The organism is Thioclava sp. F28-4, from assembly GCF_002020045.1.
GTDB classification, from domain to species: Bacteria; Pseudomonadota; Alphaproteobacteria; order Rhodobacterales; family Rhodobacteraceae; genus Thioclava; species Thioclava sediminum.
This window is the reverse complement of the sequence record NZ_MPZQ01000008.1, coordinates 81,952-107,460: the sequence shown is the minus strand read 5'-3', so window position 1 is coordinate 107,460 and position 25,509 is coordinate 81,952. Positions and strand designations below refer to the sequence as shown.

The following is a 25,509-nucleotide window of genomic DNA, read 5'->3' as shown; positions in this document are numbered from 1 at the left end:
TCAGTAGTTCTTCTCGAAATAGAGGCCGATGCCGCTCTTGCCGTCGGAGCCCACGGTGCCGCGCGCGGTGAGGCTCTTGGTCACATCCAGATTGAGGTTGATCTGCGAGGTGCCGTCGCCGCCCACCGTGACATCGGTATAGATATTGTCCGAGAGGTATTTTCCGACCTTGAGCTGGGTGTTGCCCTGCGCATCGGTCGAGACGTCGAAATCATCCAGCCCGAAATTCTTCCGCAGCTTGCCGATGATCCCTTCGCCGCCCTTGCCCGCGAGCGTCGCGACGGCCGAGGCCAACTGCGCCGCCTGCAAGGGCGAGAGATTGTCGATGGAGCGCCCGAAGATCAGCCGCGCCAGCACCTCGTCCTGCGGCAAGTCCGGCGAGGACGCGAAGGTCACCAGTGGCGCATTCGCCTGCCCCTGAATGTTGATCGAGATCGTGTAATCGTCCTGCGTCGTGGTCGCGGTGAAGTCGATGTAAGGCACCAGTGCGCCTTGCAGCGCGATCCGGCCCTGATCGAGCGTGAAGCGCTGGCCCAGAATGTCGAGCCGCCCGCGCACGAGCTGGAACTGCCCGATCGGGATCACGTTCGCCGTGGTGCCGGTGATCCGCAGCGAGCCGCCAAGCTCTGCATCGAGCCCCCGGCCGCGCACGAAGATGCCGCGCTCGGAGGCGATGGTGACATCGAGCGGATAGGACGGGCCGGACGCCGTGGCGGCGCCATTCGCATCGCTCTGGCCATTGTTCAGCAAGTTGGCGCGCTTCAGCGTCTCGCGCACCGCCGCGCTTTCGCCGACATGCTCGATCCCGTCGGGCACCGACGCTCCGCCACCGACGCCCGAGGAGGGCACCCGCAATTCGGTATCGCTCAGCGTGATGCGCCCGGCGATTTTCGCACCGCCGGTCAGCGGCCCGTCCATCGTGATCGTGCCCGAGGCGCGGGTGTCATAAAGCTCGGGATCCTTCAGCCGCGCGCGGTCGAAGCGGATCGTCAGGTTGCCGTTGTACGGCGCGGAGAGGTTGATCGGGCCGTTGACAGTGATCTGCCCGCCCGTCCCCAGCCGCCCGGTCACGCCAAGCTGTGCACTGCCATTTGACAGCTGCACGCGCGTGTCGACGTTTTCCAGAACCATGCCGAGATTGGGCGCGACAACCTTCGCGCCATTCGACGTCACCGTGCCCGACAGTGCCGCGAGCCCCGGTTTGCCGTTCATCCGCAGATCGAAGCTGAGCGGGCCCTGGACCGAGCGCGGCTCGATGAAGCTGTTGGCGAGCGCGGTCTGCGCCTGCCCGGTGATCGAGAGATCGGCATCGGCGAAATTCGTCGCCATGCGGCCAGACACTTTCGCGTCCATGCCGCCCGGTCCGGTGCCCGAGAGGTTCAGATTATAGCCAGAGCCATCCTCGGTGACCGTGCCCGACACCGTCACCGGTCCCGGGAAGCCCGGCGCGAGCAGCGCGGCATTGGCGAGGCGCGCGTTCAGGTCGACCTTGCGCGAGGTCTCGCCCGCGGTCCCCTTGGCGGAGACGTCGAGCTGCGGGTTCTTCAGGTCGAGGTTCTGCACTTCGACCGCGCCGTTCGCATATTTGGCCTGCAGCGAGAGGTTCGTCGTGCCCGCCAGCAACTTGTCCGCCTCGGGCTGACCGATTGCGAGGGATTTGCCGGTGCCGTCGAGCGTCAGCCCATAGGTCGCGCCATCCATCGTCGCCGTCGCATCAGCCACGAGCGTACCGCCATATTTCGCGCCCAGCACCGACAGATCCTTGGTGTCGAGATGCGCGGTCACCTTGCCCTTGTCGCCGTCGAGATTGCCCTGCGCCTGCAGCTCTCCCGCTGCGGTTTTCACGTCGAGCGAGTCGAGCGTCATGCTGGCATCGCTGCGCGAGCCCGAGACCGAAATCTCCGACCGTCCGGCCAGTGCGCGGTCCACCTCGGGGATACCGATCGCGAGGGAATTGCCGGTGCCTTTGAGCGTCACGCCATAGGTGCCGCCATTCAGCGTCACAGTCGCATCGGCGGCCAACTTGCCGCCATATTGATCGCCCAGCAGCGAAAGGTCATTGGTATCGAGCGTGGCGGTCAGTTTGCCGTTCTCGCTCGCCAGATCGCCCTGCGCCTGAAGCGTGCCGGCGCTTGTCTGCACGTTGAGCGAATCCAGCGTCAGCCCGGTCTCATCCCGCTTGGCCGAGATCGCGATTTCCGACCGGCCCGCCAGCGCACGATCCGCCTGCGGCTGGTCGATCGAGATGTCCTGACCGACGAGGTTGAGATTGGCGTCGAAGGCACCGCTGAGAACGGTGTATTTCCCCGCGACCGTCATCCGTGCCGCGCCGCCGAGATCACGCCCCGCCAGACCCGAGAGCATCGAGAGGTTCGAATGGTCGATCTGCGCCGCGCCCTCGATGGTGACGCCCTCGCTGATATTGTCGATCGTGAGGTTCGAATTCAGGCTGTAGCCGGTGCCCTTCAGCGCCAATTGCGACAAGCGCAGCGGCTTGTCCTGCTGCCACGAGAACACGGTGCGCAGGGTGACGGCGCTGCCCGCGGCGGCGCTCAGCTTCGGATCGGACAGCTCCAGCCCGTTGATACCCAAGAGCACGGTGCCACCCGCAGAGGGCGGCGAAGCCTGCCGGATGCGGCCCGAACCCGAGAGGTTCGCGGTCAGCATCTTGGTGCCATCCTCGCGGCGCAGCTGGTTCAGACGGCCCGTCAGTTTCCAGCCATCGCCTTCGGCCTTGTCATAAGAGAGATCGAGCGTGCCCGATTGCACATAGGTTTTCGGCCCCGAGATCGGCAGCAGCACCTCTTGGCCATCGCCGAGGCCGAGCTTGGCGGTGAGGTCGAATTTCACCGGCATGTTGTTGGCGCCAGTCTGCGCCGAGCCGTTCAGCTGCAGCGCGCGCGATTTCAGATCGAGCGTATTGAGCGTCGTCTGTCCCGAGGCCGTGCGCGTGCCATCCGCGACCAGCGCGACCTCGTTGCCGAAGAATTCATGGTAATCGGGCGGCAGGAGCGGGCGGATATCGCCGCCCAGCGCGACGGAGAAGGTCGTAACCTTGTCGCTCCCTTCGGGTGCGCCGTCGGGCAGTTTGCTGCCCACCGAGACCTGCCCCGCCAGACGCTGCTGACCTTCGGTGCTCAGCACGATATCGGCGGTAAAATCGTCAAGCGGGCCCTTGCCCGAAACGGCGAGCGTCATCGCCGGATTGCCCGGAAGGCCGACTTTCTGGACGATGATCCCGTTCTTGCCCTCGTCCACCAGCAGGTCGAGGCCCAGTTCACGCGTGGCGTTTTCGTAGGATGCGGTAAGGGAGAACTGGCCCTTCTTGTTGTCGATCCGGGTGATGTCGAGCTTGGCATTGCCCTCGCCCCCTGCGAGCGACATCGAGCCAGAGACTTTGACCGTCGCCTCTTGTCCGAGGATTGGCTCGCCGAGGATCACCTTCTTCGCGTCGATCTTGCCGATCTGCACCGAGACGGGCAGGTCGGGAAGCTGGAACGGCTTGGCCTCGGGGCTGGGAGCGGTCGAGCTGCTCTCGGAGGTCGGCAGGCGCGGCAGGTCGATCTCGGCGGCGGAGAGCTCGTCGATCTCGATCTTGCCGGTCAGCAGCGCCGTGCGGTTCCACTGGAGTGCGCCATCCTTGATCGTGATCCACGCGCCGTCCTTGTCGGAGATCGTGAGCTGATCGAAGGTCGCCCGCGAACTGAGCGCCCCCGAGAACCCGTCGAGCCGCACGGTACGCCCGGCGCCCGAGAGGTTATCCTCGATCAACCCGGTCAGATAGGAGCGGTCGCGCTGCGTCTGTTCGTCGGTCGCGGCCCCTGCCCCGTCCGCGGTCTGCGGCGTGCTGTCCTGCGCGGTGGCGACCAGCGGCGTGAGGCAGAAAGCGAGAAGGATAGCGAAACGTTTCATCAGAAGGCCTGCCCGATACCGATATAGAGTTGCGCCCCCGATCCGGTGCCGCCCGAGACTGGGAAGCCGACGTCGAGGCGGATCGGGCCGATGCCCGTCTTGTAGCGCAGGCCGAGACCCGCGCCTGCCTGCGAGCCCGAGTCGCCGCCGCCCGCGATATAGCCGTAGTCGTAGAAGGCGACCGCGCCGATCTTGTCGGAGATGCCGATGCGCGCTTCGCCCTGGAAACCCACGAATTCGGTGCCGCCGGTTTTCAGCGTGCCGCCATCGAGCACTTCGACGCCAAGCGACTGGTAAGGCTGGCCGCGCACGGTGCCGCCACCGCCCGAATAGAACAGGTAGTCGCGCGGGGTTTCCTCGAGATCGGAGCCATAGACCCCGCCAAGCTGCACGCGTCCCGCCAGCACGAAGCGATCTTTCTGCCCGAAGCCCCGATAGGCGCGCAGATCGCCGGTGACCTGCGCCCCGGTGCCGGTATCGCCGCCGATCCCCACGAAGGGCGTCACGCCGGCCTGAATGTAATAGCCCTTGGTCGGATCGAGCTTGTTGTCGCGATCGTCCCAGGTGAGTTTCGTCGGCAGGTAAACTTGCCGGAAATAGGTTTCGCCGGAATCGTCGGTCACCTTGGACCAGCCGTAATTGATCGAGACGTCGCCGGTCAGCTTGTCGTTGAAGATCCGCGTCAGACCGAAGCCGATATCGAAGGCGTTCTCGGTGTAATCCTCTTCGTTCTTCTGGCTGATCTCGGTCGTGATATAGGCGCTGGTTTCCGGGTTGAAGGTCGCCGGGCGGTCGATCCGCGCGCCGATCGAGTAATCCGTGCCACCCGTCGCGCCGCCGATCCCGGAGATGCCCGCATCGACGCGGAAACGCTCGCCGCCGCCGAAGAGGTTGCGGTGCAGCCAGTAGCCGTTGAGGCCGAGCCCATCGCTGGAGCTGAGTTCAGCGCCGAGGCCGAGCTTGCGTTTCTTCTGCTCGACCACGGCGAGGTTCACATCGAGGCTGTCATCGGGGTTGAGCGTCTTCGCCTCGGTGATCGCGACCGAGGAGAAAATCCCGGTGCGCTGCAGCCGCGCCTGAACCTGATCGAGTTTCTTCGGGTCGTAGACCTCGCCTGTGGGGAAGCCCGCGATCTCGCGCAGGCGTTTCGTGCGCAGGCGCTTGTTGCCGGAGGTTTCCAGCCGCCCGAAGGTCACCAGCGGCCCCGGTGCCAGACGCACGTCGGAGGCCAACTGATTGGCGCGGTGATCCGCGACGATGTTCTGATAGGAGACTTCGGCCTTGGCATGGCCCGCATCGCGCCAGCCGGTTGTAGCCGCGCTCGCCGCATCGACGATCACCCCCGATTTCGCGACCGCCCCGACCTTGTAGCCCTCGGGCAGATCGGTCTTCGGCGCGACCGGCGCGATATCGGCGCGCGAGAAGGAAAATTCCGGGCCCGGTGTCACGGTCACGGTGACGTTGTTCACCGTCGAGGGCGCATCGAGCGGCGGAATCGAAGCGGCCTCGCGCCCGTCGAGCTTGATCGACACGGTGCCGGAATACCGCCCTTCGGCAAACAGCGCCGAGACGATGCGGTTATAGTCGGCGCGCGCCTCGGAGAGCACGTCCTGCGCGTCCTTGCTGTCGTCATCTGCGGATTGCACCAGAAGCGACGCGCCCTTGATCGTATTGCGCAGATCGTCCGACGCGCCGGGGGTATTGAACTTCAACGAATATGCGAGTGCCGGGGTCGCGAGGATCGCAAGCGCCGCCACGCTCAAATGAAAAACTCGGATAGTCTTCGGTCCCATTACTCATGCCCCCGCCCAATCGAGAGCAGAGTTACAGGTAAGCGGTACGAAAGCTAGGGCAAGCGCGGAATTCCGCGTAGCAATTTAAGGCAATCGGCAGAAATCCCCGCCGCTCAGCAGATCAGGGCGGGCAGGATGCGGGAGATATGCTCCTGCATGTAAAACCGCAGCCAGCGCGAGAACCGATCGGGATAGCGCCGCACCTCGGCCCCGAGGTCGTAAAGGCCGATCCAGCGGGTCTCCGAGACCAGCTCGGTATCGGGATTCACGGTGAGGCCGCGCTGCGCATAGGCGATGTAGATGTCGGTTACTTCGTGCTCGACGAGCCCGTCGCCGATATCCATCCGGTATTCGATGCGGTCGGCATGGGCAGGATAGAGCCCCTCGATGCCCAGCTCCTCGCGCAGTCGCCGCAGCGCGCAGGTCTCGGGGCGCTCCCCCCAATCGGGATGACTGCAGCAGGTATTCGACCAGAGACCGGGAGATTGCAGGCAGTTTTCCGAACGCTTCTGCAGAAGGAGCTTTTCGCCATCCATGACGAAAATGGAAACCGCCCGGTGGCGGATCCCTTCGCGATGCGCATCCATCACGTCGACAGGGGCGAGCGTGCCCTCGATCCATGCCTGTATCTGGCCCATGATACCTCTTCTGAATCCGATGATCCTGCCCGGGTCGCGGACGGGATCACCGTTACAAAATGGGTCCGTGACAGGCCAGAGTCACGGTGTCAGCTTGTCCCTGAGGCACGATGCCGCGCCTCAGGCCAGCTTGACGAATCAGACCGTCGTGGGCGCCTCGGTCTGCTGACGACGCGCCAGCTCGTTGCGATACAGCGCGACAAAATCGACGATCTCGAGGTTGAAGGGCGGGAAGCCACCGTCGCGGGTCACATCCGAAACGATGCGACGCACGAAGGGGAACAGCTGACGCGGGCATTCGATCAGCAGGAACGGATGAAGCTGATCTTCCGGCACGCCTTCGACGTGGAAGATTCCGCCGTAATCGAGCTCGAGCAGATAAAGCGTCGCGCCGTCCGACTTGTTGTTCGCGGTGATCTTGAACTTGGTGATCACCTCGTACTGGTGCTCGGCGTTGCGCTTCTTGGCATCGAGTGACACCTGGACCTGCATCTCGGGCTGGATGTCGCTGGTCTGCACGCCTTTCGTGGCGACATTGTTCTCGAAGGACATGTCGCGCGTGAATTGCGCGAGGATGTTCATGCGCAGCCCTTGTTGCTCTTGCTGCGGATCCGCGGCGCCGTTGGTCTCGCCATTTGCTTCGTCAGTCATCGACCTCTCCCAAAATTAATTGTGCGAGGTTTAGCACCGGCAGAAAGAAGCCTCAATTCTCAATGACGCGTCCAGCCGGACGGCCCGCCGGGAGGCTTGCCGTTGGGATCGTCGCGATGGGTCATCTCCTCGACCTCTTCGGCGTCGAGGATCTCCGGATCGCGCGGACGGTGCGGAGGTTCGCGGCGCGGATCGTATTGGGTCGTCGTCCGATACGCGCCGCCCATCTCGAATCGCTGCACCTTCACCCGGCTCGCTGCGGCTTTCATCACCCAGTCGCGAATCCCGGGGATCAGCAGCAGGATCCCGACCGTGTCGGTAAAGAAGCCCGGCGTCAGCAGCAGCACGCCGGCCACGAGGATCATCGCGCCATGCGCCAGCGGCCGCGACGGGTCGCTCAATTCATTGAGAGAGCTGCGCAGATCGTTGAGCGCACGCGCCCCTTCCCGGCGGACCAGCGACGTGCCGACGATCGCGGTCAGCAACACGATCCCCAGCGTCGGCCACAGGCCGATGAGCCCGCCCACTTGAATGAACAGACCGATCTCGATCAGCGGCACGGCCAGAAAGGCCAGAAAGATCCACATGGCATCCTCTTTTATCGCGTCTCCGGGCAAGCTGCGCCGGTGGACTTGAACTAGTTGACGCCTTACATAAGTAGCCATTGACCTAGAAACAAACATGAAGCCAAACACAGGGGTCTCGATGTCCGGTGCCGTCATTCAGCTTATCGTCCTCGCGGCGATTGCGATCTTCCTGATTTTCAAGCTGAAAAGCGTGCTCGGGACCCGTGAGGGCTATGAAAAGCCGATCGCGCCCGAAACGCCGGACACGCCGACGCCGAAGCGCGATTTCGACGTGATCGAAGGCGGTCCCGATCACGATATCATCGACAATGTGCCCGAAGGCTCGACCGCCGCCGTGGCGCTGGCCGCGATGAAACGCGTCGAGCCGAGCTTCTCGGTCTCGGAATTCCTGCAAGGCGCGCGCGGCGCCTATGAGATGATTCTGATGGCTTTCGAGACCGGCGATCTGGAAAAGGTCCGCCCCTTCCTGTCCGCCGAGGTCTACGAAGCCTTCGAGGGCGCCGTGGAAGCGCGCAAGGAGAAGGGTCTCGACGTTCAGGCGGAATTCCTCGGCCTGCGAGAACTGGTGCTGAGCAATGCCGATTTCGACCACTCCACGAAAGAGGCCGAAGTGACCGTGCGCTTCGGGGCCGAGATCATTTCGGTCGCGCGCGACGCCGCCGGAGAGGTGGTCGAGGGCGATCCCAAATCGCCGCGCAAGCAGCGTGACATCTGGACCTTCGCCCGCACGATGGGTGCGAATGACCCGAACTGGCAGCTCGTCGCCACGGGCGGCTGAAGCCGGTGGCGCTGTCCTTCGCCGATATTCCCGGCTGGGCCCGGGACGATCACGCCGCCGCTTGGGCGGCGTTTTGCGTTACGGCCGATCTCTATGGGATGGACACGGCCGGGCTGGACGATGCCAGAGCCGCCTTCGAGACCTATTTCGCCCCCTATGAAATCGCCCCCGAGGGCGCTGCGCATTTCACCGGATATTACGAACCCGAACTGCCCGGCGCGCGGGAGAAATCCGACCGCTTCGCCTCGCCGCTTTATGCGAAACCGGCTGAAATAGGGTCTAATTCGCCGTGGTATACCCGCGCCGAGATCGCGGCGGGCGATCTACTGGCGGGGCACGAACTGATTTGGCTGGAGAGCCCGATCGAGGCCTATCTAGCGCAGGTGCAAGGCTCGCTGCGGGTGCGGTTTGAAGATGGCGGCAGCCTGCGGCTGGGGTTCGACGGCAAGAACGGGCATCCCTACCGCTCGATCGGCAAGGAGCTGATCGCGCGCGGCGCAGCCCCGCCCGAGGAGATGACGCCCGAGTTCATCCGACGCTGGGCCGCCGAGAACCCCGATCAGCTGCAAGGACTGCTCGATCACAACCCCTCTTTCGTATTCTTCCGGGTGCTGGATATCCCGGGCGACACCGGCCCCCTGGGCGCGATGGGGCGTCCGGTGAGCGCAGGACGCAGTCTCGCCGTAGACCCCGAGGTCGTGCCGCTGGGCAGCCCGGTCTGGATCGACTGCCCCGGCTTTGGGCAGCGGTTGATGGTGGCGCAGGACGTGGGCTCTGCGATCAAGGGCGCGGGGCGCGGTGATCTCTTCATCGGCACCGGCATGGACGCCGGACGCATTGCAGGCGCGATCAACGCCAAGGGCCGGATGATCGGCTTGCGGAGGCGCGCATGAGCCGCAAACGCAAACTCAGCCCCGAGGAACGCGCGCTGTGGGATCGCGTGGCGTCGACCACGGAGAATTACCGCCCGAAAAAGGCCGATCCCGCCGAATTAGAGTCTTTTCTGGCACCCAAACCGAAGCCGAAACCGAAAGCCGAAGGGCTGCGCAGTTTCGAGATGGGTCAGCACGCCAAGCCCTCGTCCAGCCGTCACGATCTGGCCCCGGAGCCGGGCGAGCATCTCGCGCGTCAGCCCGTCACAATGGACCGCAAGGCGCATAAGGCGATGACGCGCGGCAAGCTGAAGCCCGAAGGCGTGCTCGATCTGCACGGGCTGACGTTGGCCGAGGCGCATCCCGAACTGATCCGCTTCATCCTGAATTCGCAAAGCCACGGCAAGCGGCTGGTGCTTGTGATCACAGGGAAGGGCAAGCGCGGCGACGATGACGGCCCGATCCCGCGGCGGGTCGGCGTGCTGCGCCATCAGGTGCCGCAATGGCTGCGGATGATGCCGCTCGCGCCCGCCGTCATGCAGATCAACGAAGCGCATCTGAAACATGGCGGCGCGGGCGCCTATTACGTCTATCTGCGCCGAATCCGCTAACCGCCCGAGATCGGCGCGAGGATGATCTGCGTCGTATTCTCGACCGTCAGCACCACCGCATCGCCCAGCCCCGTGCGCCCGAACTGTTCGACCTCGAGCACCTCGGCCACTTTCTGCGCGCTGTCGAGCAGCCGGATCAGCGCAGGCGATGTGACGACGTTGAAATGCCCGTCGCCGGTGTTGAAGGCCGAGACGTTGATGAGCGTCACCTTGTAATGCGCGATGCTGGAGACGTCTTCCAGATTGCCCAGCCGGTCGCGCTTGCCCGACAGCCGCGCCGAGAGTTGCAGCGCGCGATCCTTCGCGGAGGTGAAGATGATGAACGGCTGCGGCAGCGCGCCGATCGCGTCGGCCTGCGTCTTGAACACATCCACCGCGATGTCCGGCGAGATCAGGACCACCCCGGAAATCGTCGAAAATCGACCCTGTTTCCGCGCAATCGCCTCCTGACGCAGAACCTCCATCACGAGTTCCGCGCCCAGCGAATGCCCCACGATCAGGATGCGTTTCGCCCCCGCCGCGTTCAGATCGTCGATCAATTTCTCCAGCCCGTCGCGCGCGAACAGCACCGAATCCCGGTCGTAGGCATAGCCCAGAACGTTCGCCCGCGATGGCCAAGAATAATGCACCAGCACGCCGGGCAGATCGAAATCCGCGCCCATCTGCGCCATCCGGTACAGCCCCTCGGCGAAAGAGTTGTTGAAGCCGTGGACGAACAGCACCGCCTGCCCGTCATGTTTGCGCAGCGCCGTGCGCAGCTCCGATTGGAACGCAGGGCGCTTCATGTCGATCTCGGATTGCGAGACGAGGAACTGCTTGTCCGGATCGACCGGCGCGGTGTCGGTCATCGGATAGGCGATCTCGGCCACCTCGCGATCCGGCGGCGTGGCGACGTCGAAGCGCGCGAGCCGCAGCTGCTGACTGCGTGCGGTGCCGAAGGGCTGGCCGGTCTGCGGGTCGGGCGCCCGGGTCGAGCCCACGAAAATCGAGCGCGCATCGGCGACCGGGTGATCGAGATAGGCAAGCCGCCCACGCGGTGCGCAGGCGGCCAAGCTCAGCATCAAGATTACGATCAGAAACCGCACCATCGCCCGCGCCTCGCATCCCTCCCGCAGGAGGATAACAGAGCGCGCGCGAGGTGCCAGTGCCCTAGAGGACGTAGCGGCTCAAATCGGTGTCGCGGGTCAGATCGCCCAGCTCGTTCTCGACGAATTCCGCATCCACCGTCACCTGCTGACCCGAGCGGTCGGGCGCGGTGAAGGACAGCTCCTCGAACACCCGTTCCATGACGGTATAGAGCCGTCGTGCGCCGATATTCTCGACCGATTGATTGACCTCCGCCGCGATCCGGGCGAGCGCCGCGATGCCGTCTTCGGTGAAGGCGACCTCGACCTCTTCGGTCTTCATCAGCGCCTGATACTGACGGGTCAGCGCGTTGTCGGTCTCCGACAGGATGCGGGTGAAGTCCTGCTCGGTCAGCGCCTGCAACTCCACGCGGATCGGCAGACGGCCCTGCAGTTCGGGCAGCAGGTCCGAGGGTTTCGCGATGTGGAACGCGCCCGAGGCGATGAAGAGGATATGATCGGTCTTCACCGGGCCGAGCTTGGTCGAGACGGTCGTGCCCTCGATCAGTGGCAGCAGGTCGCGCTGCACGCCTTCGCGCGAGACATCGGCCCCGCGCGCATCCGAGCGCGCCGTGACCTTGTCGATCTCGTCGATGAAGACCATGCCGGAATGCTGCACGGCTTCGAGGGCTGCGGTCTTCACCGTCTCGTCGTCGAGAAGCTTGTCAGCCTCTTCCGAGATCAGCGTCTCGTAGCTCTCCGAGACGGTCATCTTGCGCCGCGTGGTGCGGTTGCCGCCGAAGGCTTTGAACAGGTCCTGAAGACCCTGCATCTGCTGCTCCATGCCCGGCTGACCGCCCATCATCCCGATCGGCATGCCGCCGGACTGATCGGCCACGTCCAGCTCGATGATCTTGTCGTCGAGCTCGCCGTCGCGCAGCTTCTTGCGGAACATCTCGCGGGTGCTTTCGCGCGCATCGGTGCCGGCGAGCGCGGCGATCACGCGATCCTCAGCCGCCTGATGCGCCTTCGCCTTCACCTCTTCGCGCATATAGTCGCGGGTCTGCACCATCGCGACATCGGCCAGATCGCGGATGATCTGCTCCACGTCACGGCCGACATAGCCCACTTCGGTGAACTTCGTGGCCTCGACCTTCAGGAAGGGCGCGCGGGCCAGTTTCGCCAGACGGCGCGAGATCTCGGTCTTGCCGACACCGGTCGGGCCGATCATCAGGATGTTCTTCGGATAGACCTCTTCGCGCAGATCGTCAGGCAGTTGCTGACGGCGCCAGCGATTGCGCAGCGCAACGGCGACGGCGCGCTTGGCGTCCTTCTGGCCGATGATGAAACGGTCGAGTTCCGAGACGATTTCGCGGGGGGTCAGATCGGTCATGGATTACTCCGTGGCATAGGGCGGCAGGCGGTGCTTGCCGGGGAAATTGGGAAGCGCGCGCATCAGGCGCGTGCGCAGCTCGGTCCAGAAGGAGCCGAGCGCGGTGAGAAACAGGCCGATCAGGATCAGCGTGATCCACCAGCTGCGCGGATCGGCGGCGTCGCCGAAAGCGTAGAAGCTTAGAAAGATCATGTAACCGATCCCGGCCGTGAAGAAGGAGCGCCGGTCGATGATCAGCGCCAGTGCGGCAAAGACGGCCAACGTGGCGAGCAGCAGCACATAGCCCGTCCCTGGCCCCATCTTGTAGAAGGTCAGCGCTAGCGTGTTCACCAGCGCAGGCGCCGCCAGAACATGCAGCCAGAAGCCCGAGGCCGATTGTCGGCCCAGACGATGCGGGTCGCGCATGTCGAACCAGATGCCGCCTGCGAGTGCCAAGAGCCCGAAGACCAGCATCGCGAGCGACAGCGCCGAGCCGTTCGACAGATCGAACAGATCGACCGTCTGCGAAATCGGCGCTTCGGGGTCGAAGCCCTTCGCGAAGGACAAAAGCAGGCCCAGCCCGCACAGCCCCACGAGGAACATCGAGAACGGCACCCGGTAGCGCAGGAACCACGCGATCAGCGCAACGGCGGTCGCGACCAGCGCGAGATCGAAGTTCGGGTCTTCGGTGACAAAGCGCATCCCGAGGATCGGAATGCCAAGGAAGCTCGCCAGCACCGCCCCGCCCAGCGTGAGCGTCAGCAGGATCGAAGGCAGCACCATCCGGCGCTTGCGGGTGAAATATTCCCCCAGCAGCGCAATCAGCGGGATCAGCATCGCGTAACCCAGCTTGCCGCCCGCAAAGAGGAGGAAGCCGAACGACCCGGTGATCAGGATGCCGAGGCCGACGGTCACGAAGATCTCGGCGAAGCCTTTGAACAGCTCGAAGGGTTCGTCCTCGGCGGGCAAAGCCGCGCGACCGGCGAGACGGTTGCTCGCCAGCGCCATCACGGACGCGGCCTGCGCCTCGTTGATATGGCCAGCCGCGACCGCCGCGCGCAGATCGTCGCGCGTCAGCTCAGCCACCGATGCTCTCCACCGTCAGGTTGCCGTTGGTGTAGACGCAGATGTCCGACGCGATCGCCATCGCCTTGCGCGCGACCGCCTCGGCGTCGAGATCGGTTTCCATCAGCCCGCGCGCCGCGGCGAGGGCGAAATTGCCGCCCGAGCCGATCGCGGCGATGCCGTGTTCCGGCTCCAGCACGTCACCCGCGCCGGTCAGGACATAGAGATCCTTGCCATCTGTCACGATCAGCATCGCTTCGAGATTGCGCAGGTATTTGTCCATGCGCCAATCCTTCGCCAGCTCCACGCAGCCGCGCATCAGCTGACCGGGCGAGGCTTCGAGCTTCTTCTCGAGCCGCTCCAGCAGGGTGAACGCATCCGCGGTCGAGCCTGCAAAGCCCGCCACGATGTCGTGACCGCCGGGACTCAGTCGGCGCACCTTGCGCGCCGAACCCTTGATGACGGTCTGGCCAAGGCTGACCTGCCCGTCGCCCGCGACCACCACTTTACCACCCTTGCGGATGCCGATGATCGTCGTGCCGTGCCAGCCCGGGAATTTCTCTTCGGCCATGTTAGTCCTCCGTTTGCGCCAAAGATATGTAACCCGCAGGCCGAGGCTGCAACCCCGCTTGCCGGTGCGTGAGCCTGCGGCTAGCGTCACCGCATGAGCGCGCAGCACCTTTCGATCTATCTCGACGACTGGATTCTGGAGCAGGTCCGGGCCGGTGAACACAATTTCTTCAAGCGGCTGATCGGGGCGGTGAAAGCGGCGGATTGGACCGTCAGCCTGCATCGGACAGGTGCGGAGGCGCGCGCGGCGGCCCCTGCGCGCGAGGGCTATGCGCTTTACCGGATGGAACCGCCGACCCATGCGCGGGCGCTGACCTGCCGACGGACCTATGTCGGCGCGTTCTGGCATGTGGAGGCGGAGGCGGAGCGGTGGGATTGGCCAGTCGCTCAGGCGGCCTTCAATGCCGATGAGGTGGACGGGGACGCCGCCGCGCAGTTCTTCTTTTCCACGCGAAACAGGCTCTATCCCGGCGTAAAACCGTCCGATCAGGAGGATCTGGCCTTCATTCCGCTGCAAGGGCGGCTGCTGGATCACCGCTCGTTTCAGGCGGTGAGCCCGGTGCAGATGATCGAGGAGGTTCTGGCGCGTCATTCCGGCCCGGTCGTGGCCACGCTGCATCCGCGCGAGGACTACACAGCGCGCGAAATCGAGGCGCTGGAGGCGATCGCGGCCCGTCACCCGCGCTTTCGTTTCCAGTCCGGGGGCTCGCCCGAGCTGCTCCGCCGCTGCCGCTTCATTGCCACGCAAAACAGCGCGCTCGCCCTCGAAGGGTTCTTCCTGCGCAAACCGGCGATCCTGTTCGGCCTGTCGGATTTCCACCACATCGCGGGATCGGTGCCGCGCGACGGGGTCGAGGACGCCTTCGCCAAACTGCGCGAGACCCCGCCAGTCGCCCGCTACCTCTATTGGTTCCTGCAGCTGCAATCGCTGAACGCGGGCCGCCCGGAGTTCGAAGACCGGTTGCGCGCAAGGCTGCGCCATTTCGGCTGGCCGATATGAAAAAAGGCGCCCGAGGGCGCCCTTTTCCGTCAAACCTGATCCGCAGATCAGATCGATTCGTTGATCCAGCTTTGCAGCGCCGCTTTAGGGGCCGCGCCGATCTTGTTCGAGACGACCTCGCCATCCTTGAACAGGAACAGGGCGGGGATGCCGCGCACGCCCAGCGTCGCCGGGCTGTCGGGGTTCTCGTCGACGTTCACTTTCACGACCTTGATCTTGCCCGACATTTCCTGGGCAATCTCTTCGAGCGACGGGCCGATCATGCGGCAGGGGCCGCACCATTCAGCCCAGAAATCCACCACGACGGGAACGTCGGACTTGCGCACTTCTTCGTCGAAAGTGGCGTCGGTAACAGCAACGGTAGCCATGTCAGCCTCCTGAATATTGGGTCGGCAAGGAAGGTAAGTTCCGCCCCCGTCGGCGTCAAGATACAGTGGGCGTGCGCAAGCTCCCGTCTAGCTGTGCATCTGCGAGCGGCATGATCGTTCCGTCCTGTGTCCACAGGATCGCGCAGGTGATGCTGCGTCCGGGGTGAATTTGCCGCAGTGCCGCGCGATAGGCGGCCATCTGTCGCACGATCCCTTCGGGCACCTGATCGGGCGACGCGGGGACAATGCGGTTGGATTTGTAGTCGAGCACGTGAACACCCTCGGCATCGATCCGCAGACGGTCGATGAAGCCGTGAATCCGCTGGCCGCCGAATTCCTCCAGCGCGGCAGTGAGTTCGACCTCCGCCAGACAATCCGGGCCCAGCCACGCCGCCATGCCCGGCGCTTCGAGAACGCGGATCGCTTCGGCCAAAACAGGCTCTATTTCACCCGGAAGCAGGGCATCTTCGCCCTCGGACAACAAGAGTTCGGCAAGGTCTTCCCACTGGTCGCGCGGCCGTTCCGGCAGATGTTCGAGAAGCCGGTGCAGGTTGCGCCCGTGACGCAGCGCCTCGTCTTCGTCCATCGTCTCGCCATCGCCGAACAGAGCCTTCGCCCCGCCCAGATCCGAGGGCGAAAGCGGGCGCGGCGGCGGCTCGACGGCAGCGGCGGGCGTGAGGCTCCACGCGGGCAGATCCAGTCGCGTGACTTCCAGCGCAGCCGCTGGCGCAACTGCGTTCACCGGCCATGCGCCGGTCGCGTGGCGGGGGAACGCACCCAGCTCCTGCAACGGCTTGGAAAGCCCTGTGACGTCCTCGGTTCCCGCGGCTTCGAGGCCCGATTTCATCCGGCTATACCAGGTCTCGTCGCCTTCGCCGACCTCGCCCGCTGCCGCCACGATCAGCCATTTCTCCGCCCGCGTCATCGCGACGTAGAGAAGCCGTTGCGCCTCTTCCGTGCGGGCAGTCGTCTCTTTTCCTGCGGCGGAAATCTGGGCCTCGGGCGCGTCCGGCGCGGGTTGCCGCAGCCCAGCGACACCATCGTCCAAACGCAGGATTTTAGGCGGATTAGGCTCTTTTTTCTTCGCCGTATCGGGCAATATCACGATCGGCGCTTCCAGCCCTTTCGAGCCGTGGACCGTCATCACCCGGATCGCGCGCCCTGCCCCGTCCAGCTGCCGTTTCACCTGCACGTCATCCGCATCGAGCCAGCCGAGGAACCCGGTCAGGCTCGGCACTTCATTGCGCTCGAACGCCAGCGCCTGCGAGATCAGCTCGTCGATCCCGTCCTCCGCCTCGGGCCCAAGCCGCGCCAGAAGCCGCTCGCGCCCGCCATGCCGGGTCAGCAGGCGTTCGATCAGCTCGAAGGGCCGCAGGAAATCGGAATTGTCGCGCAGATCTTTCAGCATCTCCTGCGTGTCGGGGCGCATCTCGCCACGGCGGAGCGCCTCCCAGAGATAGCCCTTCCGGGGTTGCGCGAGTTGGTAAAGCTCCTGCTCGGACCAGTTCAGAAGCGGCGAGCGCAATGCCTCCGCCAGCGACAGATCGTCCTCGGGCGTCGCGAGGAAGCTCAGCAGCGAGCGGATATCGCGCACGGCAAGCTCCGCCCCGAGCTTCAGGCGATCCGCCCCCGCCACCGCAAGGCCGATAGACTTGCAGGCGCGGATGATCTCGGAAAACAGCTCCGAGCGACGCCGCACCAGGATCAGGAAATCGCCCTCATGCACCGGGCGCGCGCCGCCGGGCGCCTCGTGATCGGGGATTTGCACCCCCTGCGCGATCATCGCGGAAATCTCGGCGGCGATCATACGCGACAGCTGGGAAATCGCCGATTCCGCGCTCGTCAGATCGACCGGGCTCTCCCAATCGTCCTCGTCCTCCGTCTTCACCGACTCGATCGCGGGCCACAGATCGACGCGGCCCGGAAGCGCCTCGTGGAAGGCGATATGCGAGGGTGCGCCGCCCAAGCCCTGCTCGGCCCCGCGTGCAAAAGCGAGGTCCACGGAACGCAGCACGGCGGCGGACGATCGGAAGGAATGCTCCAGCTCCAGCGGAGAAAGCGCGCGACCGATATCCGCAAATTTTCGGGCGAAATGGGCCCGCATTTCCTCGAATTGCTGAAGATCGGCCCCCTGGAAGGAATAGATCGACTGCTTGCGATCGCCGACCACAAACAGCGTGCGTTCGCCCTTATGCGCGCCTTCGCCGGAGGTGAATTCCTCGGCGATCCGCTCGATCACCCGCCATTGCCGGGGGCTGGTATCCTGCGCCTCGTCGACAAGGATATGGTCGATCCCGCCATCGAGGCGGAACAGCACCCATTGCGCCACAGACGGCTCATCCAGGAGCGCCGCAGCGCGGTCGATCAAGTCGTCGAAATCGAGCCAGCCGCGCGCGGCCTTATAGGCGTCGAGCCGCGGCAGGAAGACCTGCGCGAACCGGTGCAACGCATGGGCGCGCTTGGCCGCGACGAAAGCGAGGCGGCGGGGACGGTTCTCGGAGACGCGCTCGGACAGATCGGACAGCGCCGCCATCGTGCCGTCGCCCAACGCCTTGGCGAGCGCCTTGGTGGCAACCTTGTCGAGCTTGGGCTGATAGGGCGGGCCGTCCTTCGGTTTCTTGACGCAAAGCACGTCTTCCAGAGCCTGCACAGCGTCCAGATCGCGGGTGCGCGCCGCCGTCAACCCTGCGCCGACGCGCTGATCGTTCTTGGAGCTTGCAAGGAACGCAGGCGCGACCTCGCGGATCATCTTCAGATCGTCATCGTCGAAGACCTCAGACAGCAGCGCCTCTTCGGTCATGTCCCGCGGCAGATCATAGGCTTCCAGCAGATCGGGCAAGCCCAGATCGCCTGCAAAACCGACCCTATTCCGGCTTATATCGGCTGCGAGTGATGTCAGATCTTCACCGGAATAGACGCCGAGCAACGCATCGAGCCGGTCGCAATCCGGGCCAGTCGCGATCTCCTCGAGGATATCCTCGCGCATCAATTCGCCGGCGCGGTCGTCCATCTCGGAAAAGCCCGGCGAGACTTTCGCCTCAAGCGGGAAGCGGCGCAGCAGCCCCGCGCAGAAGGCGTGAATGGTCTGGATCTTCAGCCCGCCCGGCGTCTCGATCGCCTTGGCGAACAGCCGCCGCGCTTTCGCCAGATCCTCGGCAGAGAGCGCCTCATCGGCACCCAGCGCCCTTAGCTTCTCGCGCAGCTTTGCCTCGTCCATCATCGCCCAGCCGCCCAAAAGCCCGAGCAGTCGGTTCTGCATCTCCGCCGCGGCGGCCTTCGTGTAGGTCAGGCACAGAATGCGTTGAGGCTCTGTTCCGGCCAAAAGCATGCGCGCGACGCGGTCGGTGAGCACCTTGGTCTTGCCCGAGCCCGCATTCGCGGCGAGCCAGACCGAGCTGTCCGGTTGCGAGGCCTGATGCTGTCTGAGGCTGGCTGGATGGGTCATGACACGTCCTCCCCCTCGGCTTCATCGGTGACATCCCATTCCCCGAAGCGCGAGACCTGATCGTAATCCGTCCGCGCGCGGGCCTTCTGCGGGGCGCGCCGCGCGGTGAAGCCCTGCGTCGGCTCGAAATAGCGCGCGATCAGTTTGCGGAATTTCTCCCAGCTCTCTTCGGGCGTCTCGCTGCGATCCCCGGATTTGCCCTTGATCTGCGTGGTGGCGCCGTCGCCGCCGAGCCGCACATAGGACATGCCCGCGACCTCGCGCGGCCCGATCGCCTCGAAGGCCCCGCGCCCGACCATCGCAGCCTCCAGAAGCATCTGCTTGTTGAAGGCCATCACCTCCCGCTCGGAAGGCGGCGTGCCGGTCTTGTAGTCGTAGATCCATGCGCGCCCGTCTTCGAGAATGTCGATCCGGTCGGGCTTTGCGGTGAGCGTGAAAATCGGGTTTTCCAGTGAAACAGAGCCTTTTTTCTCCACCACCATGGGTGCGCCCTGCGCGCGACGCTCGGCCTCGGCCCGGCAGAATGTCTCGGCGATCCCTCGGACCCGCGCGAGCCAGATGCGCTGCGCACTTGGCCACGGAATTTCACGGAGCATCACCTCCTCGGCGATCTCCATCAGACGTGCCTGCGCCGCCTCGATTGTGGCGGTCTCGTCATAGGTCTTCACGAAGGTTTCGACGATCTGGTGCAGCACCTGCCCACGCAGCAAAGCGTCGGGTTCGGGGCGCAGCGGATCGAGGGCGCGCAGCTTCAGAATGCGCTTCGCGTAGATATCATAGGGGTCGCGGATCAGGGTCTCGATCGCGGTGACCGGCAATTCGCGCGGGCGCACATCGACCGGCGGGCGGGGCGACGGGCGTTTGGCGGGCTCGAGCGTGATCCGCGGCGTCTCGAGCGCATCCGCCAGATCGAGCCAGCGCTTGCCGCGCCCGCGCATTTCTTCCAGCGCCTCGGTGCCGCCTTGATCGGGCAGGCCGTCCACTAGATTCAAGAGACGATTGAGCCAGCGCGACGGGATCGTCTGCGCCTCCGCATCGCGCGCACAGCGCGACAGTATCACCTGCGGCCCGGCAACCGCCTGCTGGAAGTCATGCGCCGAGAGGCCGACCTGCCGTTCGGGCAGTAATAGACCCGATTCCAGCCGCATTTGACGGCTGAACCACGGATCGGGCGCGGGCGCTTCGGGCCAGCTTCCCTCGTTCAGCCCGCCACAGATCACCAGCTCGGCTCCCTGCGCGCGCGCTTCCAGCGTCCCCCAGATCGCGATCAGCGGATGCGCAGCGAGCGTCTGCCGCACGAGCCCGCTCTGAAGGTGTCGATTAACCAGATCGGCGTAATCGAGCGCGCCGAGATGCCCGCCGAAGCCGGACTGACTGCGCAGGTCTTCCATCAGGCGACGCGCTTCACGGCCCGCCGCCTCGCGCCACAGCTCGCTGGTGTCCTGCGCGGCACTGGGTCCGGCGGCGACCCGTTCGGCGAGCCGGAAGTGCTGTTCCACGTGATCTGTCAGCGCGGCCGCGGGAGGTGCCGCGAAATCCTCTAGAATATCGCAGAGCCACTGCGCCCAGGATTCCCGCGAGTCAGGGTCTTTCTCTGCCCATTTCGTAAGACTCTCGCGATCCGGGAACGCGGGCCCATAGCGGCGCAGGCGCAGCTCCAGCTCCCGCGTATTGCGCAGATGCGGCCCCCGCTCTTCCTCGCCGGTCGCGGTCAGCGGATGCTTCAGCAGCGCGATCAGATCGGCGATCCCGACCGGACGCGCCCGCATCGCCGCGATCTGCCGCAGGAACCGGCCCGGCGCAGTCTGCTGCAGCGGCTGCCCCGCACTGTCGTCCGGCACGATCCCCCACCGGTCGAGCGCCGCCGACACGCGGCGCGCCAGAAGGCGATCGGGCGTGATCAGAGCCGAACTGACGCCCCGCTCGACCGCGTCGCGCAGCGCAAGCGCAATCGACAGCGCCTCATGGCGCGGATCGCGCGCTTCGATCAGCGACAGCCCCTGACAGGCCGGAACGAGCGGCCCCAGCCCAGCGCCTTCGCGCCGCCATTGATCGGTGACCGGCGCCGGCCGCAGCGCGAGCGAAAGGAGGCGGTTGCGGCCCGGGTCCGGCGCGGTGATTTGGTCCCAATCTACGAGGTCCTCCGCCGAAAGCCCGAGCTTGTCGAGCAAGCTGCGATAGCGGAACTGCGGGTGGTCTTCGAGCGGAAACGGGCCGGAATAGAGACTATCCCACGCCGCTTGGGTCATGTCGCGGTCGAACCCGGGGAGCACGATCGACCCGTTTTCCAACCGCGCGACCGCCTGCATGAAGAGCGAGGTCGCCCCATGCGAACCGGTCGAGCCTGCGACGATCACCGGATCCGCGGGCGGGCTTTCGCGCCAACGCTCGATCACCGCCTCCACGACCATCCGCTGGCGGCTCTCGCGGTCCAGCTCGGCATCGTTGTCGAAATAGCGCGAGATGATCCGGATGAAACGCAGGCTCTCCTGCCAGTGGCGGGCGTGGGTCTCGGTCAGTTCCAACTGGTCGAGATCGTCGATATGGACACCCTCGCTCTGCATCTCGGCGAGGAGGGAATACAGGCTCTCGGCGAGCGCGAATTGGCTCGCGCCCGCCTCGAATTCGGGCATGGCGCGGGTGAGTTGTTCGACGAACTGGGCCAGTTCGAGCTTGCGGCGCAGCGGGGGCACCGGCAGCGGCAGACCCGCAAGCGGATCGGCCCCGAGATCGCTCACCAGCAGGAGCCGCGGCAGATAGAGCGCGCCGCTTTCGAGAAAGACCTCCCGCACGCGGCGACGCATACGCCCGGAGTTGAGATAGAGCGTGACCCGGGCCAGCGCCTCGGGCGGCTGGTCGGCAAAGCGCGCGCGCAGGCCAGAAACCAGGGCGCGGGGGAAATCGACGCCGGGCGGGAGGGCATAGACGGAGGCGGTGTCCTCACTCATCGAGCATCGCCTCGGCCAGCGGAATGGACTCGGGTCGCCCGACATCGCACCACCCCCCGTCATGCACGAGACCGAAGACGCGCCCCGCCGCAATCACCTCATCCCACAGGATGTTCAGCGAGAAGCTCCGCTCGGAAATAGACCCTATTCCAGCGGGATTCAGCATCTGCGCACCGGTATAGATATAGCCCGGCCCGCGCGTCAGGCGGCCGGTCTCGTCCATCGTGAAATCGCCCGCGCCCGCATGTCCGCGTGCATTTTCGGGCCTCACCAGCATCAGAAGCGCCGACATCTCGTCGGGCCGCCACGCCTCGCGCAGCCGGGCCACGGGGTTCTCGCCACTCCAGACCGCATCGGTGTTGAGCGTCATCACCGGGCCGTCGCCAAGCAGCGGCAGCGCCTTACGCAGCCCGCCGCCGGTTTCCAGAATCTCGTCGCGCTCGTCCGAGATCGCGACGTCCTGCCCGGCCAGATGCGCGACCACCTGATCGGCGAGGTAATGCACATTGGCCACGAGCCGCCGCGCCCCGCCCGCCCGGGCAAGATCGAGCGCGTGATCGATCAGCGGACGCCCGGCGACCTCGATCATCGGCTTGGGCCGGGTTTGCGTCAGCGCGCCCATGCGCGTGCCGAAACCGGCGGCGAAGAGCATCAAGGCGTCGGGCTGGTCGGGCATTTTCGTCTCAAATCAGCAATCAAATTCGGGTCGGGCGCAGGATAGGCGGCGTGGAACAGCTCCGCCAGATCGGCAAGCGCGGGATCGGCGAGGTTACGCGAGATATAACCGTAAACGCGGGGCATATACTCAAGATATTGGGGCTTCCCGTCTCGAATGGTCAGCCGTGCGAAGATCCCGAGGATCCGCAGCGCGCGTTGCAGGCCAAGCAGACCGTAGGCGAGGCGGAACGTGGTCGGATCGGTCTTGGTCAGCGCACAGTAATGGGCGATCTCGGCTGTCTCGACCTGCGGGCTCACATCGCGGCGGGCATCCTGCAGCGCGGAGACCAGATCATATACGGGATGGGCGCGCAGCGCGTCCTGGTAGTCGAGAAGCCCGAGGCGGCGCAGCCCCGGGCGATCCAGCAAAATAATGTTCTCCGCATGAAAATCGCGCAGGCAAAGGACCGGCTTCCACGCCGGAAAAGTGTCGAATTTTTTGGCGATCGCCTTCTGGAGCGCATCCGCGGCAGCCCGGTCAGTGCAGGGGTAGAACTCGGGCACCAAATCCAGCAGGTCGGCGAGCGCGGGACCATCCAGCAGCGGCAGATCCTCCGGCGGCGCATGGCGGGGCAGATCGGCGAGAAACTCGGTGATCAGTGCATAGAGCGCAGGCTCGTCATCGGGCGTCGCGTCGAGGTGGCGAGCCGCGAGGGCATCGCCGAAATCTTCGAGCAGCAGCAGGCCAGATTTATCGTCGCGCGCGAGCACGTTCGGCGTGGAAAAACCGGCCTCGGCGAGCCAATCGCCAATGCGGGTGAAGCGGGCGATCTCGGCCCCGTCGGGCGCTTTCATCAAGACGGCGCGATCTGCGCCGCGGGTCAGGTGTTCGTAACTGCGGGCCGAGGCATCTCCGGCGAGCGGGCGGCGGCTGGCGTCGTGCCACCCGGCGGCGGTGAGGAAGCTTTGGATCTCGGCTTCGTTAACCATCCCACGCCTCCAGAACCTGCCGCGAAAGAGGCGTATTCGTCTCGAAACAGACCCTTCGCGCCGCGCCCTCTTCGGTTTGCTCGAAACGCAGCCGAAGTGCCCCTTTCGGCGCGGCCGAGCCGAGCCGGTCGGGCCATTCGATCAGGCAGATCGCAGAGTCGAAGGCCGCATCCAGCCCGAGCTCGAGAACCTCGTCGGGATCGGTGAGCCGATAGAGATCGGCATGCCAGATTTCGCAATCGGCCTCGTAGGTCTGGACCAGCGTGAAGGTCGGCGAGGGCACATGCTCGGCCACGCCGAGCCGCGTCTGGATCAGGGCGCGCGCGAAATGGGTCTTTCCGGCGCCGATCTGACCGTCGAGCAGCAGCACATCGCCCGGCCCGGCGAATTCGGCGAAGAGCGCGCCAAGCCGCTCGGTCGCCTCGGGATCGGGGAGATCGAGGCAGGGCATTTCGCTGGAAACGGGGGCGTGCGTCGGCGCGGGCATGGCTCGGTTCTAGCGCGCCGATCGCCCCTTTGCCAAGCGGCTAGCCTTGCTGCGCGACGGCGCTGCCCGTCTGACGTGGCGGCGGCTTGCCGGCGGTGTCCCGAGCGCTGAATCGCAGGAGGAACGCCCCGCCCGAAAGCGTCTCGAGTTTGCAGGTCACGTGCCGCCCGTCGAGCAGGGTGATCTCTTCGGTCAGGTTCTCGCGCGCGCCGATTTCCCGGGCGAGATTTTGCAGCCACGACCAGAAAGCGCTGGGTTCGGCACGCGCCTGCCATTGCTTCACCGCGTCGAGCAGGGTCACCCGGCCCAGCGTCGCCTCCGGCTCGACCCCCCAGAGCGCGCCATAGGCGGCATTCGCCATCGCCAATTCGCCCGAGGGGCGGAACACCGCGATCGCGTCGCCGACCCGGTCGAACACCTCCTGAGCCATCTCGATTTCGCCGCGAAACTGCCGGGTTAGAGACGTTTCCGACGAAATATCCTCGAACAGGAACGCCACCGCGCCATCGGGATGCGGGCGTCCGGTGACGCGATAGGTCTGCCCGCCGGGCAGGTTCCAGGTTTCGGCGTGAAACCCGGAGGCGGCGGCCTGCTCCAGCTCGGTCATTTCCTGCCGCCAGCTTCGGTAATCCTTCGGCTCGGGCATCATCTTGGTTTCGCGCAGCCTGTCGAGAAAGGCGTAGAGCGTCGGACGCGTGGCGAGGAATTCCGGCCCGAGCTGCAGAAGGTCGCTCAGCGCGGGATTGAACAGCCGCAGCTGTCGATCCCGGTCGAAAATCGCGAGCCCGATCGGCAGGTCGGCGAAGGTCTTGGTCAGGGTCTGCACGAAATCGCGCAGCGCCTTCTCGGCCCGCACGGCGGCGTCGGCGGGGAGGGCGAAATGCAGCGTACCGCGTTCGAGAACGACGGAGTGACAGCCGAACCATGCCGCGGTGTCCGAGGCGTTTTGTGAGGCTCGGCCGATTTCCAGACGATGCGGCCCGCCCCCGTCGAATGCGTCGGGCGGCAGCGTGAACAGGCTCGGCAGCGGCCATCCAAACCCTTCTTCGCCTGCATCGAAGGCCCCTGCGCGCACAAGATAGGCTCTGTTTGCCCAGCTCAACTCACCCCCCTTCTCGGTCCGCCAGATCAGAACCGGCGAGCGGTCGAGTGTCGTGCGCATCATCTCCAATTCGTCTTCCATCGCCCGGAAAGAGAGACTGTCGATGCGCTGGCCCTGCCCCTCCCCTTCGGGATCGACGAGGGTGATCCGCGCCAGACCGTTGAAATTCTCGACGGTGAGGCGGAGCCGGGGCTTGTCGGTGGCACTCGCAACCTCGGTCATCTCAAGCCGCCCGAGATCGGCGAGCTGGCCGATGCGGGACTGAAATTCGGGAAAGCGCGGCGCGGCGAACGCGGTGAAGCGCGTCCAATCGCTCGCCCCGATGGGCATCGATTCCAGCAGGCGCCGCGCGGGGGGCGTTGCATCCACAAGCGCCTCGTCATCGAACAGGAAGGCCACCTCTTCGATGTCCTCTCGCGCAGCGGGGGGCAGCCTGCGCCCGGGCGCGCGGCCCACGGCGAGCCATGTCAGCAGCAACGCGACCAAGGCCGCGCCCACCGAGGTAAGCGCGATCATCGTCGCCTCGAGCCATGCAGTCGTCATGTCTTTCGGCCTTTCAAACCTGTCCCCAGGCCGAGGGTGCGAAAGATTCGTTAACT

Annotated in this window: 20 protein-coding genes; 4 read left to right on the top strand and 16 right to left on the bottom strand. The window is 65.3% G+C overall.

What is annotated here, in order from left to right; all coding sequences use genetic code 11:
* From BMI87_RS16630 to BMI87_RS16610, 5 genes are all read right to left on the bottom strand, one after another.
* Positions 1 to 3,912 carry a translocation/assembly module TamB domain-containing protein gene (locus BMI87_RS16630; RefSeq protein WP_078522737.1) on the bottom strand — a complete coding sequence of 1,304 codons (3,912 nt, stop codon included), beginning with the start codon at positions 3,910 to 3,912 and terminating at the stop codon, positions 1 to 3.
* On the bottom strand, positions 3,912 to 5,705 hold the full coding sequence (locus tag BMI87_RS16625) for an autotransporter assembly complex family protein (RefSeq protein ID WP_078522736.1): 1,794 nt from the start codon (positions 5,703 to 5,705) through the stop codon (positions 3,912 to 3,914). The genes BMI87_RS16630 and BMI87_RS16625 overlap by 1 nt, the downstream gene beginning before the upstream one ends.
* Positions 5,706 to 5,818: 113 nt before the next feature.
* On the bottom strand, positions 5,819 to 6,346 hold the full coding sequence (locus tag BMI87_RS16620; RefSeq protein ID WP_146681646.1) for an isopentenyl-diphosphate delta-isomerase: 528 nt from the start codon (positions 6,344 to 6,346) through the stop codon (positions 5,819 to 5,821).
* Between the two features lie 135 nt (positions 6,347 to 6,481).
* The gene (gene secB, locus BMI87_RS16615) at positions 6,482 to 6,994 is read right to left on the bottom strand and encodes a protein-export chaperone SecB (protein ID WP_078522734.1); all 513 of its coding nucleotides are present in this window, start codon (positions 6,992 to 6,994) and stop codon (positions 6,482 to 6,484) included.
* Positions 6,995 to 7,053: 59 nt separating this feature from the next.
* Complete coding sequence (locus tag BMI87_RS16610; protein WP_078522733.1) at positions 7,054 to 7,581, bottom strand: FxsA family protein; 528 nt, start codon at positions 7,579 to 7,581, stop codon at positions 7,054 to 7,056.
* A 118-nt stretch (positions 7,582 to 7,699) separates the two neighbouring features.
* Between BMI87_RS16610 and BMI87_RS16605 the strand changes: the two genes are divergently transcribed.
* Genes BMI87_RS16605 through BMI87_RS16595 form a run of 3 tightly spaced genes read left to right on the top strand, consistent with a single transcriptional unit; the run spans position 7,700 to position 9,842 of the window.
* Positions 7,700 to 8,359 (top strand): Tim44/TimA family putative adaptor protein, encoded by a 660-nt coding sequence (locus BMI87_RS16605; RefSeq protein WP_078522789.1) that lies wholly within the window; start codon positions 7,700 to 7,702, stop codon positions 8,357 to 8,359.
* A gap of 5 nt (positions 8,360 to 8,364) precedes the next feature.
* Positions 8,365 to 9,252 carry a murein transglycosylase A gene (locus BMI87_RS16600; protein ID WP_246832727.1) on the top strand — a complete coding sequence of 296 codons (888 nt, stop codon included), beginning with the start codon at positions 8,365 to 8,367 and terminating at the stop codon, positions 9,250 to 9,252.
* Positions 9,249 to 9,842: a Smr/MutS family protein gene (locus BMI87_RS16595; protein WP_078522732.1), complete on the top strand. Its 594-nt coding sequence runs from the start codon at positions 9,249 to 9,251 to the stop codon at positions 9,840 to 9,842. The genes BMI87_RS16600 and BMI87_RS16595 overlap by 4 nt, the downstream gene beginning before the upstream one ends.
* Here BMI87_RS16595 and BMI87_RS16590 read toward each other — a convergent pair.
* From BMI87_RS16590 to hslV, 4 genes are all read right to left on the bottom strand, one after another.
* Positions 9,839 to 10,930 carry an alpha/beta hydrolase gene (locus BMI87_RS16590; protein WP_078522731.1) on the bottom strand — a complete coding sequence of 364 codons (1,092 nt, stop codon included), beginning with the start codon at positions 10,928 to 10,930 and terminating at the stop codon, positions 9,839 to 9,841. The two genes, BMI87_RS16595 and BMI87_RS16590, sit on opposite strands and share 4 nt — an antisense overlap.
* A 61-nt stretch (positions 10,931 to 10,991) precedes the next feature.
* Positions 10,992 to 12,299: an ATP-dependent protease ATPase subunit HslU gene (gene hslU, locus BMI87_RS16585; protein ID WP_078522730.1), complete on the bottom strand. Its 1,308-nt coding sequence runs from the start codon at positions 12,297 to 12,299 to the stop codon at positions 10,992 to 10,994.
* A gap of 3 nt (positions 12,300 to 12,302) precedes the next feature.
* Positions 12,303 to 13,364, bottom strand: coding sequence for a hypothetical protein (locus BMI87_RS16580; protein ID WP_078522729.1), 1,062 nt, complete (start codon positions 13,362 to 13,364; stop codon positions 12,303 to 12,305).
* Positions 13,357 to 13,914, bottom strand: a complete 558-nt coding sequence (gene hslV / locus BMI87_RS16575; protein WP_078522728.1) for an ATP-dependent protease subunit HslV — start codon at positions 13,912 to 13,914, stop codon at positions 13,357 to 13,359. Before hslV ends, BMI87_RS16580 begins: the two co-directional genes overlap by 8 nt.
* Positions 13,915 to 14,007: 93 nt before the next feature.
* Here hslV and BMI87_RS16570 point away from each other — a divergent pair, with 93 nt between their 5' ends.
* Positions 14,008 to 14,913 (top strand): hypothetical protein, encoded by a 906-nt coding sequence (locus tag BMI87_RS16570; protein WP_078522727.1) that lies wholly within the window; start codon positions 14,008 to 14,010, stop codon positions 14,911 to 14,913.
* A gap of 47 nt (positions 14,914 to 14,960) precedes the next feature.
* Here the strand turns inward: BMI87_RS16570 and trxA are convergent, their stop codons facing one another.
* Genes trxA through BMI87_RS16535 form a run of 7 tightly spaced genes read right to left on the bottom strand, consistent with a single transcriptional unit; the run spans position 14,961 to position 25,453 of the window.
* The gene (trxA, locus tag BMI87_RS16565) at positions 14,961 to 15,281 is read right to left on the bottom strand and encodes a thioredoxin (protein WP_078522726.1); all 321 of its coding nucleotides are present in this window, start codon (positions 15,279 to 15,281) and stop codon (positions 14,961 to 14,963) included.
* Between the two features lie 55 nt (positions 15,282 to 15,336).
* Positions 15,337 to 18,726 carry a double-strand break repair helicase AddA gene (addA, locus tag BMI87_RS16560; protein WP_078522725.1) on the bottom strand — a complete coding sequence of 1,130 codons (3,390 nt, stop codon included), beginning with the start codon at positions 18,724 to 18,726 and terminating at the stop codon, positions 15,337 to 15,339.
* Positions 18,723 to 21,674, bottom strand: coding sequence for a double-strand break repair protein AddB (addB, locus tag BMI87_RS16555; RefSeq protein ID WP_078522724.1), 2,952 nt, complete (start codon positions 21,672 to 21,674; stop codon positions 18,723 to 18,725). The genes addA and addB overlap by 4 nt, the downstream gene beginning before the upstream one ends.
* Positions 21,667 to 22,350, bottom strand: coding sequence for a nucleotidyltransferase family protein (locus tag BMI87_RS16550; RefSeq protein WP_078522723.1), 684 nt, complete (start codon positions 22,348 to 22,350; stop codon positions 21,667 to 21,669). The genes addB and BMI87_RS16550 overlap by 8 nt, the downstream gene beginning before the upstream one ends.
* Positions 22,326 to 23,321: an aminoglycoside phosphotransferase family protein gene (locus BMI87_RS16545; protein WP_078522722.1), complete on the bottom strand. Its 996-nt coding sequence runs from the start codon at positions 23,319 to 23,321 to the stop codon at positions 22,326 to 22,328. Before BMI87_RS16545 ends, BMI87_RS16550 begins: the two co-directional genes overlap by 25 nt.
* Entirely contained in the window at positions 23,314 to 23,808 is a 495-nt protein-coding gene (gene tsaE, locus BMI87_RS16540; protein WP_078522721.1) for a tRNA (adenosine(37)-N6)-threonylcarbamoyltransferase complex ATPase subunit type 1 TsaE, read from the bottom strand. The genes BMI87_RS16545 and tsaE overlap by 8 nt, the downstream gene beginning before the upstream one ends.
* Before the next feature lie 40 nt (positions 23,809 to 23,848).
* Complete coding sequence (locus BMI87_RS16535; protein ID WP_078522720.1) at positions 23,849 to 25,453, bottom strand: PAS-domain containing protein; 1,605 nt, start codon at positions 25,451 to 25,453, stop codon at positions 23,849 to 23,851.
* Positions 25,454 to 25,509: the final 56 nt, after the last annotated feature.

Bases quoted from the DNA above. Each gene is read 5' to 3' on its own strand.
- BMI87_RS16630 (WP_078522737.1), bottom strand. From the start codon at position 3,912: ATGAAACGTTTCGCTATCCTTCTCGCTTTCTGCCTCACGCCGCTGGTC.
- BMI87_RS16625 (WP_078522736.1), bottom strand. From the start codon at position 5,705: ATGGGACCGAAGACTATCCGAGTTTTTCATTTGAGCGTGGCGGCGCTT.
- secB (WP_078522734.1), bottom strand. From the start codon at position 6,994: ATGACTGACGAAGCAAATGGCGAGACCAACGGCGCCGCGGATCCGCAG.
- BMI87_RS16610 (WP_078522733.1), bottom strand. From the start codon at position 7,581: ATGTGGATCTTTCTGGCCTTTCTGGCCGTGCCGCTGATCGAGATCGGT.
- BMI87_RS16605 (WP_078522789.1), top strand. From the start codon at position 7,700: ATGTCCGGTGCCGTCATTCAGCTTATCGTCCTCGCGGCGATTGCGATC.
- BMI87_RS16595 (WP_078522732.1), top strand. From the start codon at position 9,249: ATGAGCCGCAAACGCAAACTCAGCCCCGAGGAACGCGCGCTGTGGGAT.
- BMI87_RS16590 (WP_078522731.1), bottom strand. From the start codon at position 10,930: ATGGTGCGGTTTCTGATCGTAATCTTGATGCTGAGCTTGGCCGCCTGC.
- hslU (WP_078522730.1), bottom strand. From the start codon at position 12,299: ATGACCGATCTGACCCCCCGCGAAATCGTCTCGGAACTCGACCGTTTC.
- hslV (WP_078522728.1), bottom strand. From the start codon at position 13,914: ATGGCCGAAGAGAAATTCCCGGGCTGGCACGGCACGACGATCATCGGC.
- BMI87_RS16570 (WP_078522727.1), top strand. From the start codon at position 14,008: ATGAGCGCGCAGCACCTTTCGATCTATCTCGACGACTGGATTCTGGAG.
- trxA (WP_078522726.1), bottom strand. From the start codon at position 15,281: ATGGCTACCGTTGCTGTTACCGACGCCACTTTCGACGAAGAAGTGCGC.
- addA (WP_078522725.1), bottom strand. From the start codon at position 18,726: ATGACCCATCCAGCCAGCCTCAGACAGCATCAGGCCTCGCAACCGGAC.
- addB (WP_078522724.1), bottom strand. From the start codon at position 21,674: ATGAGTGAGGACACCGCCTCCGTCTATGCCCTCCCGCCCGGCGTCGAT.
- BMI87_RS16550 (WP_078522723.1), bottom strand. From the start codon at position 22,350: ATGCCCGACCAGCCCGACGCCTTGATGCTCTTCGCCGCCGGTTTCGGC.
- BMI87_RS16545 (WP_078522722.1), bottom strand. From the start codon at position 23,321: ATGGTTAACGAAGCCGAGATCCAAAGCTTCCTCACCGCCGCCGGGTGG.
- tsaE (WP_078522721.1), bottom strand. From the start codon at position 23,808: ATGCCCGCGCCGACGCACGCCCCCGTTTCCAGCGAAATGCCCTGCCTC.
- BMI87_RS16535 (WP_078522720.1), bottom strand. From the start codon at position 25,453: ATGACGACTGCATGGCTCGAGGCGACGATGATCGCGCTTACCTCGGTG.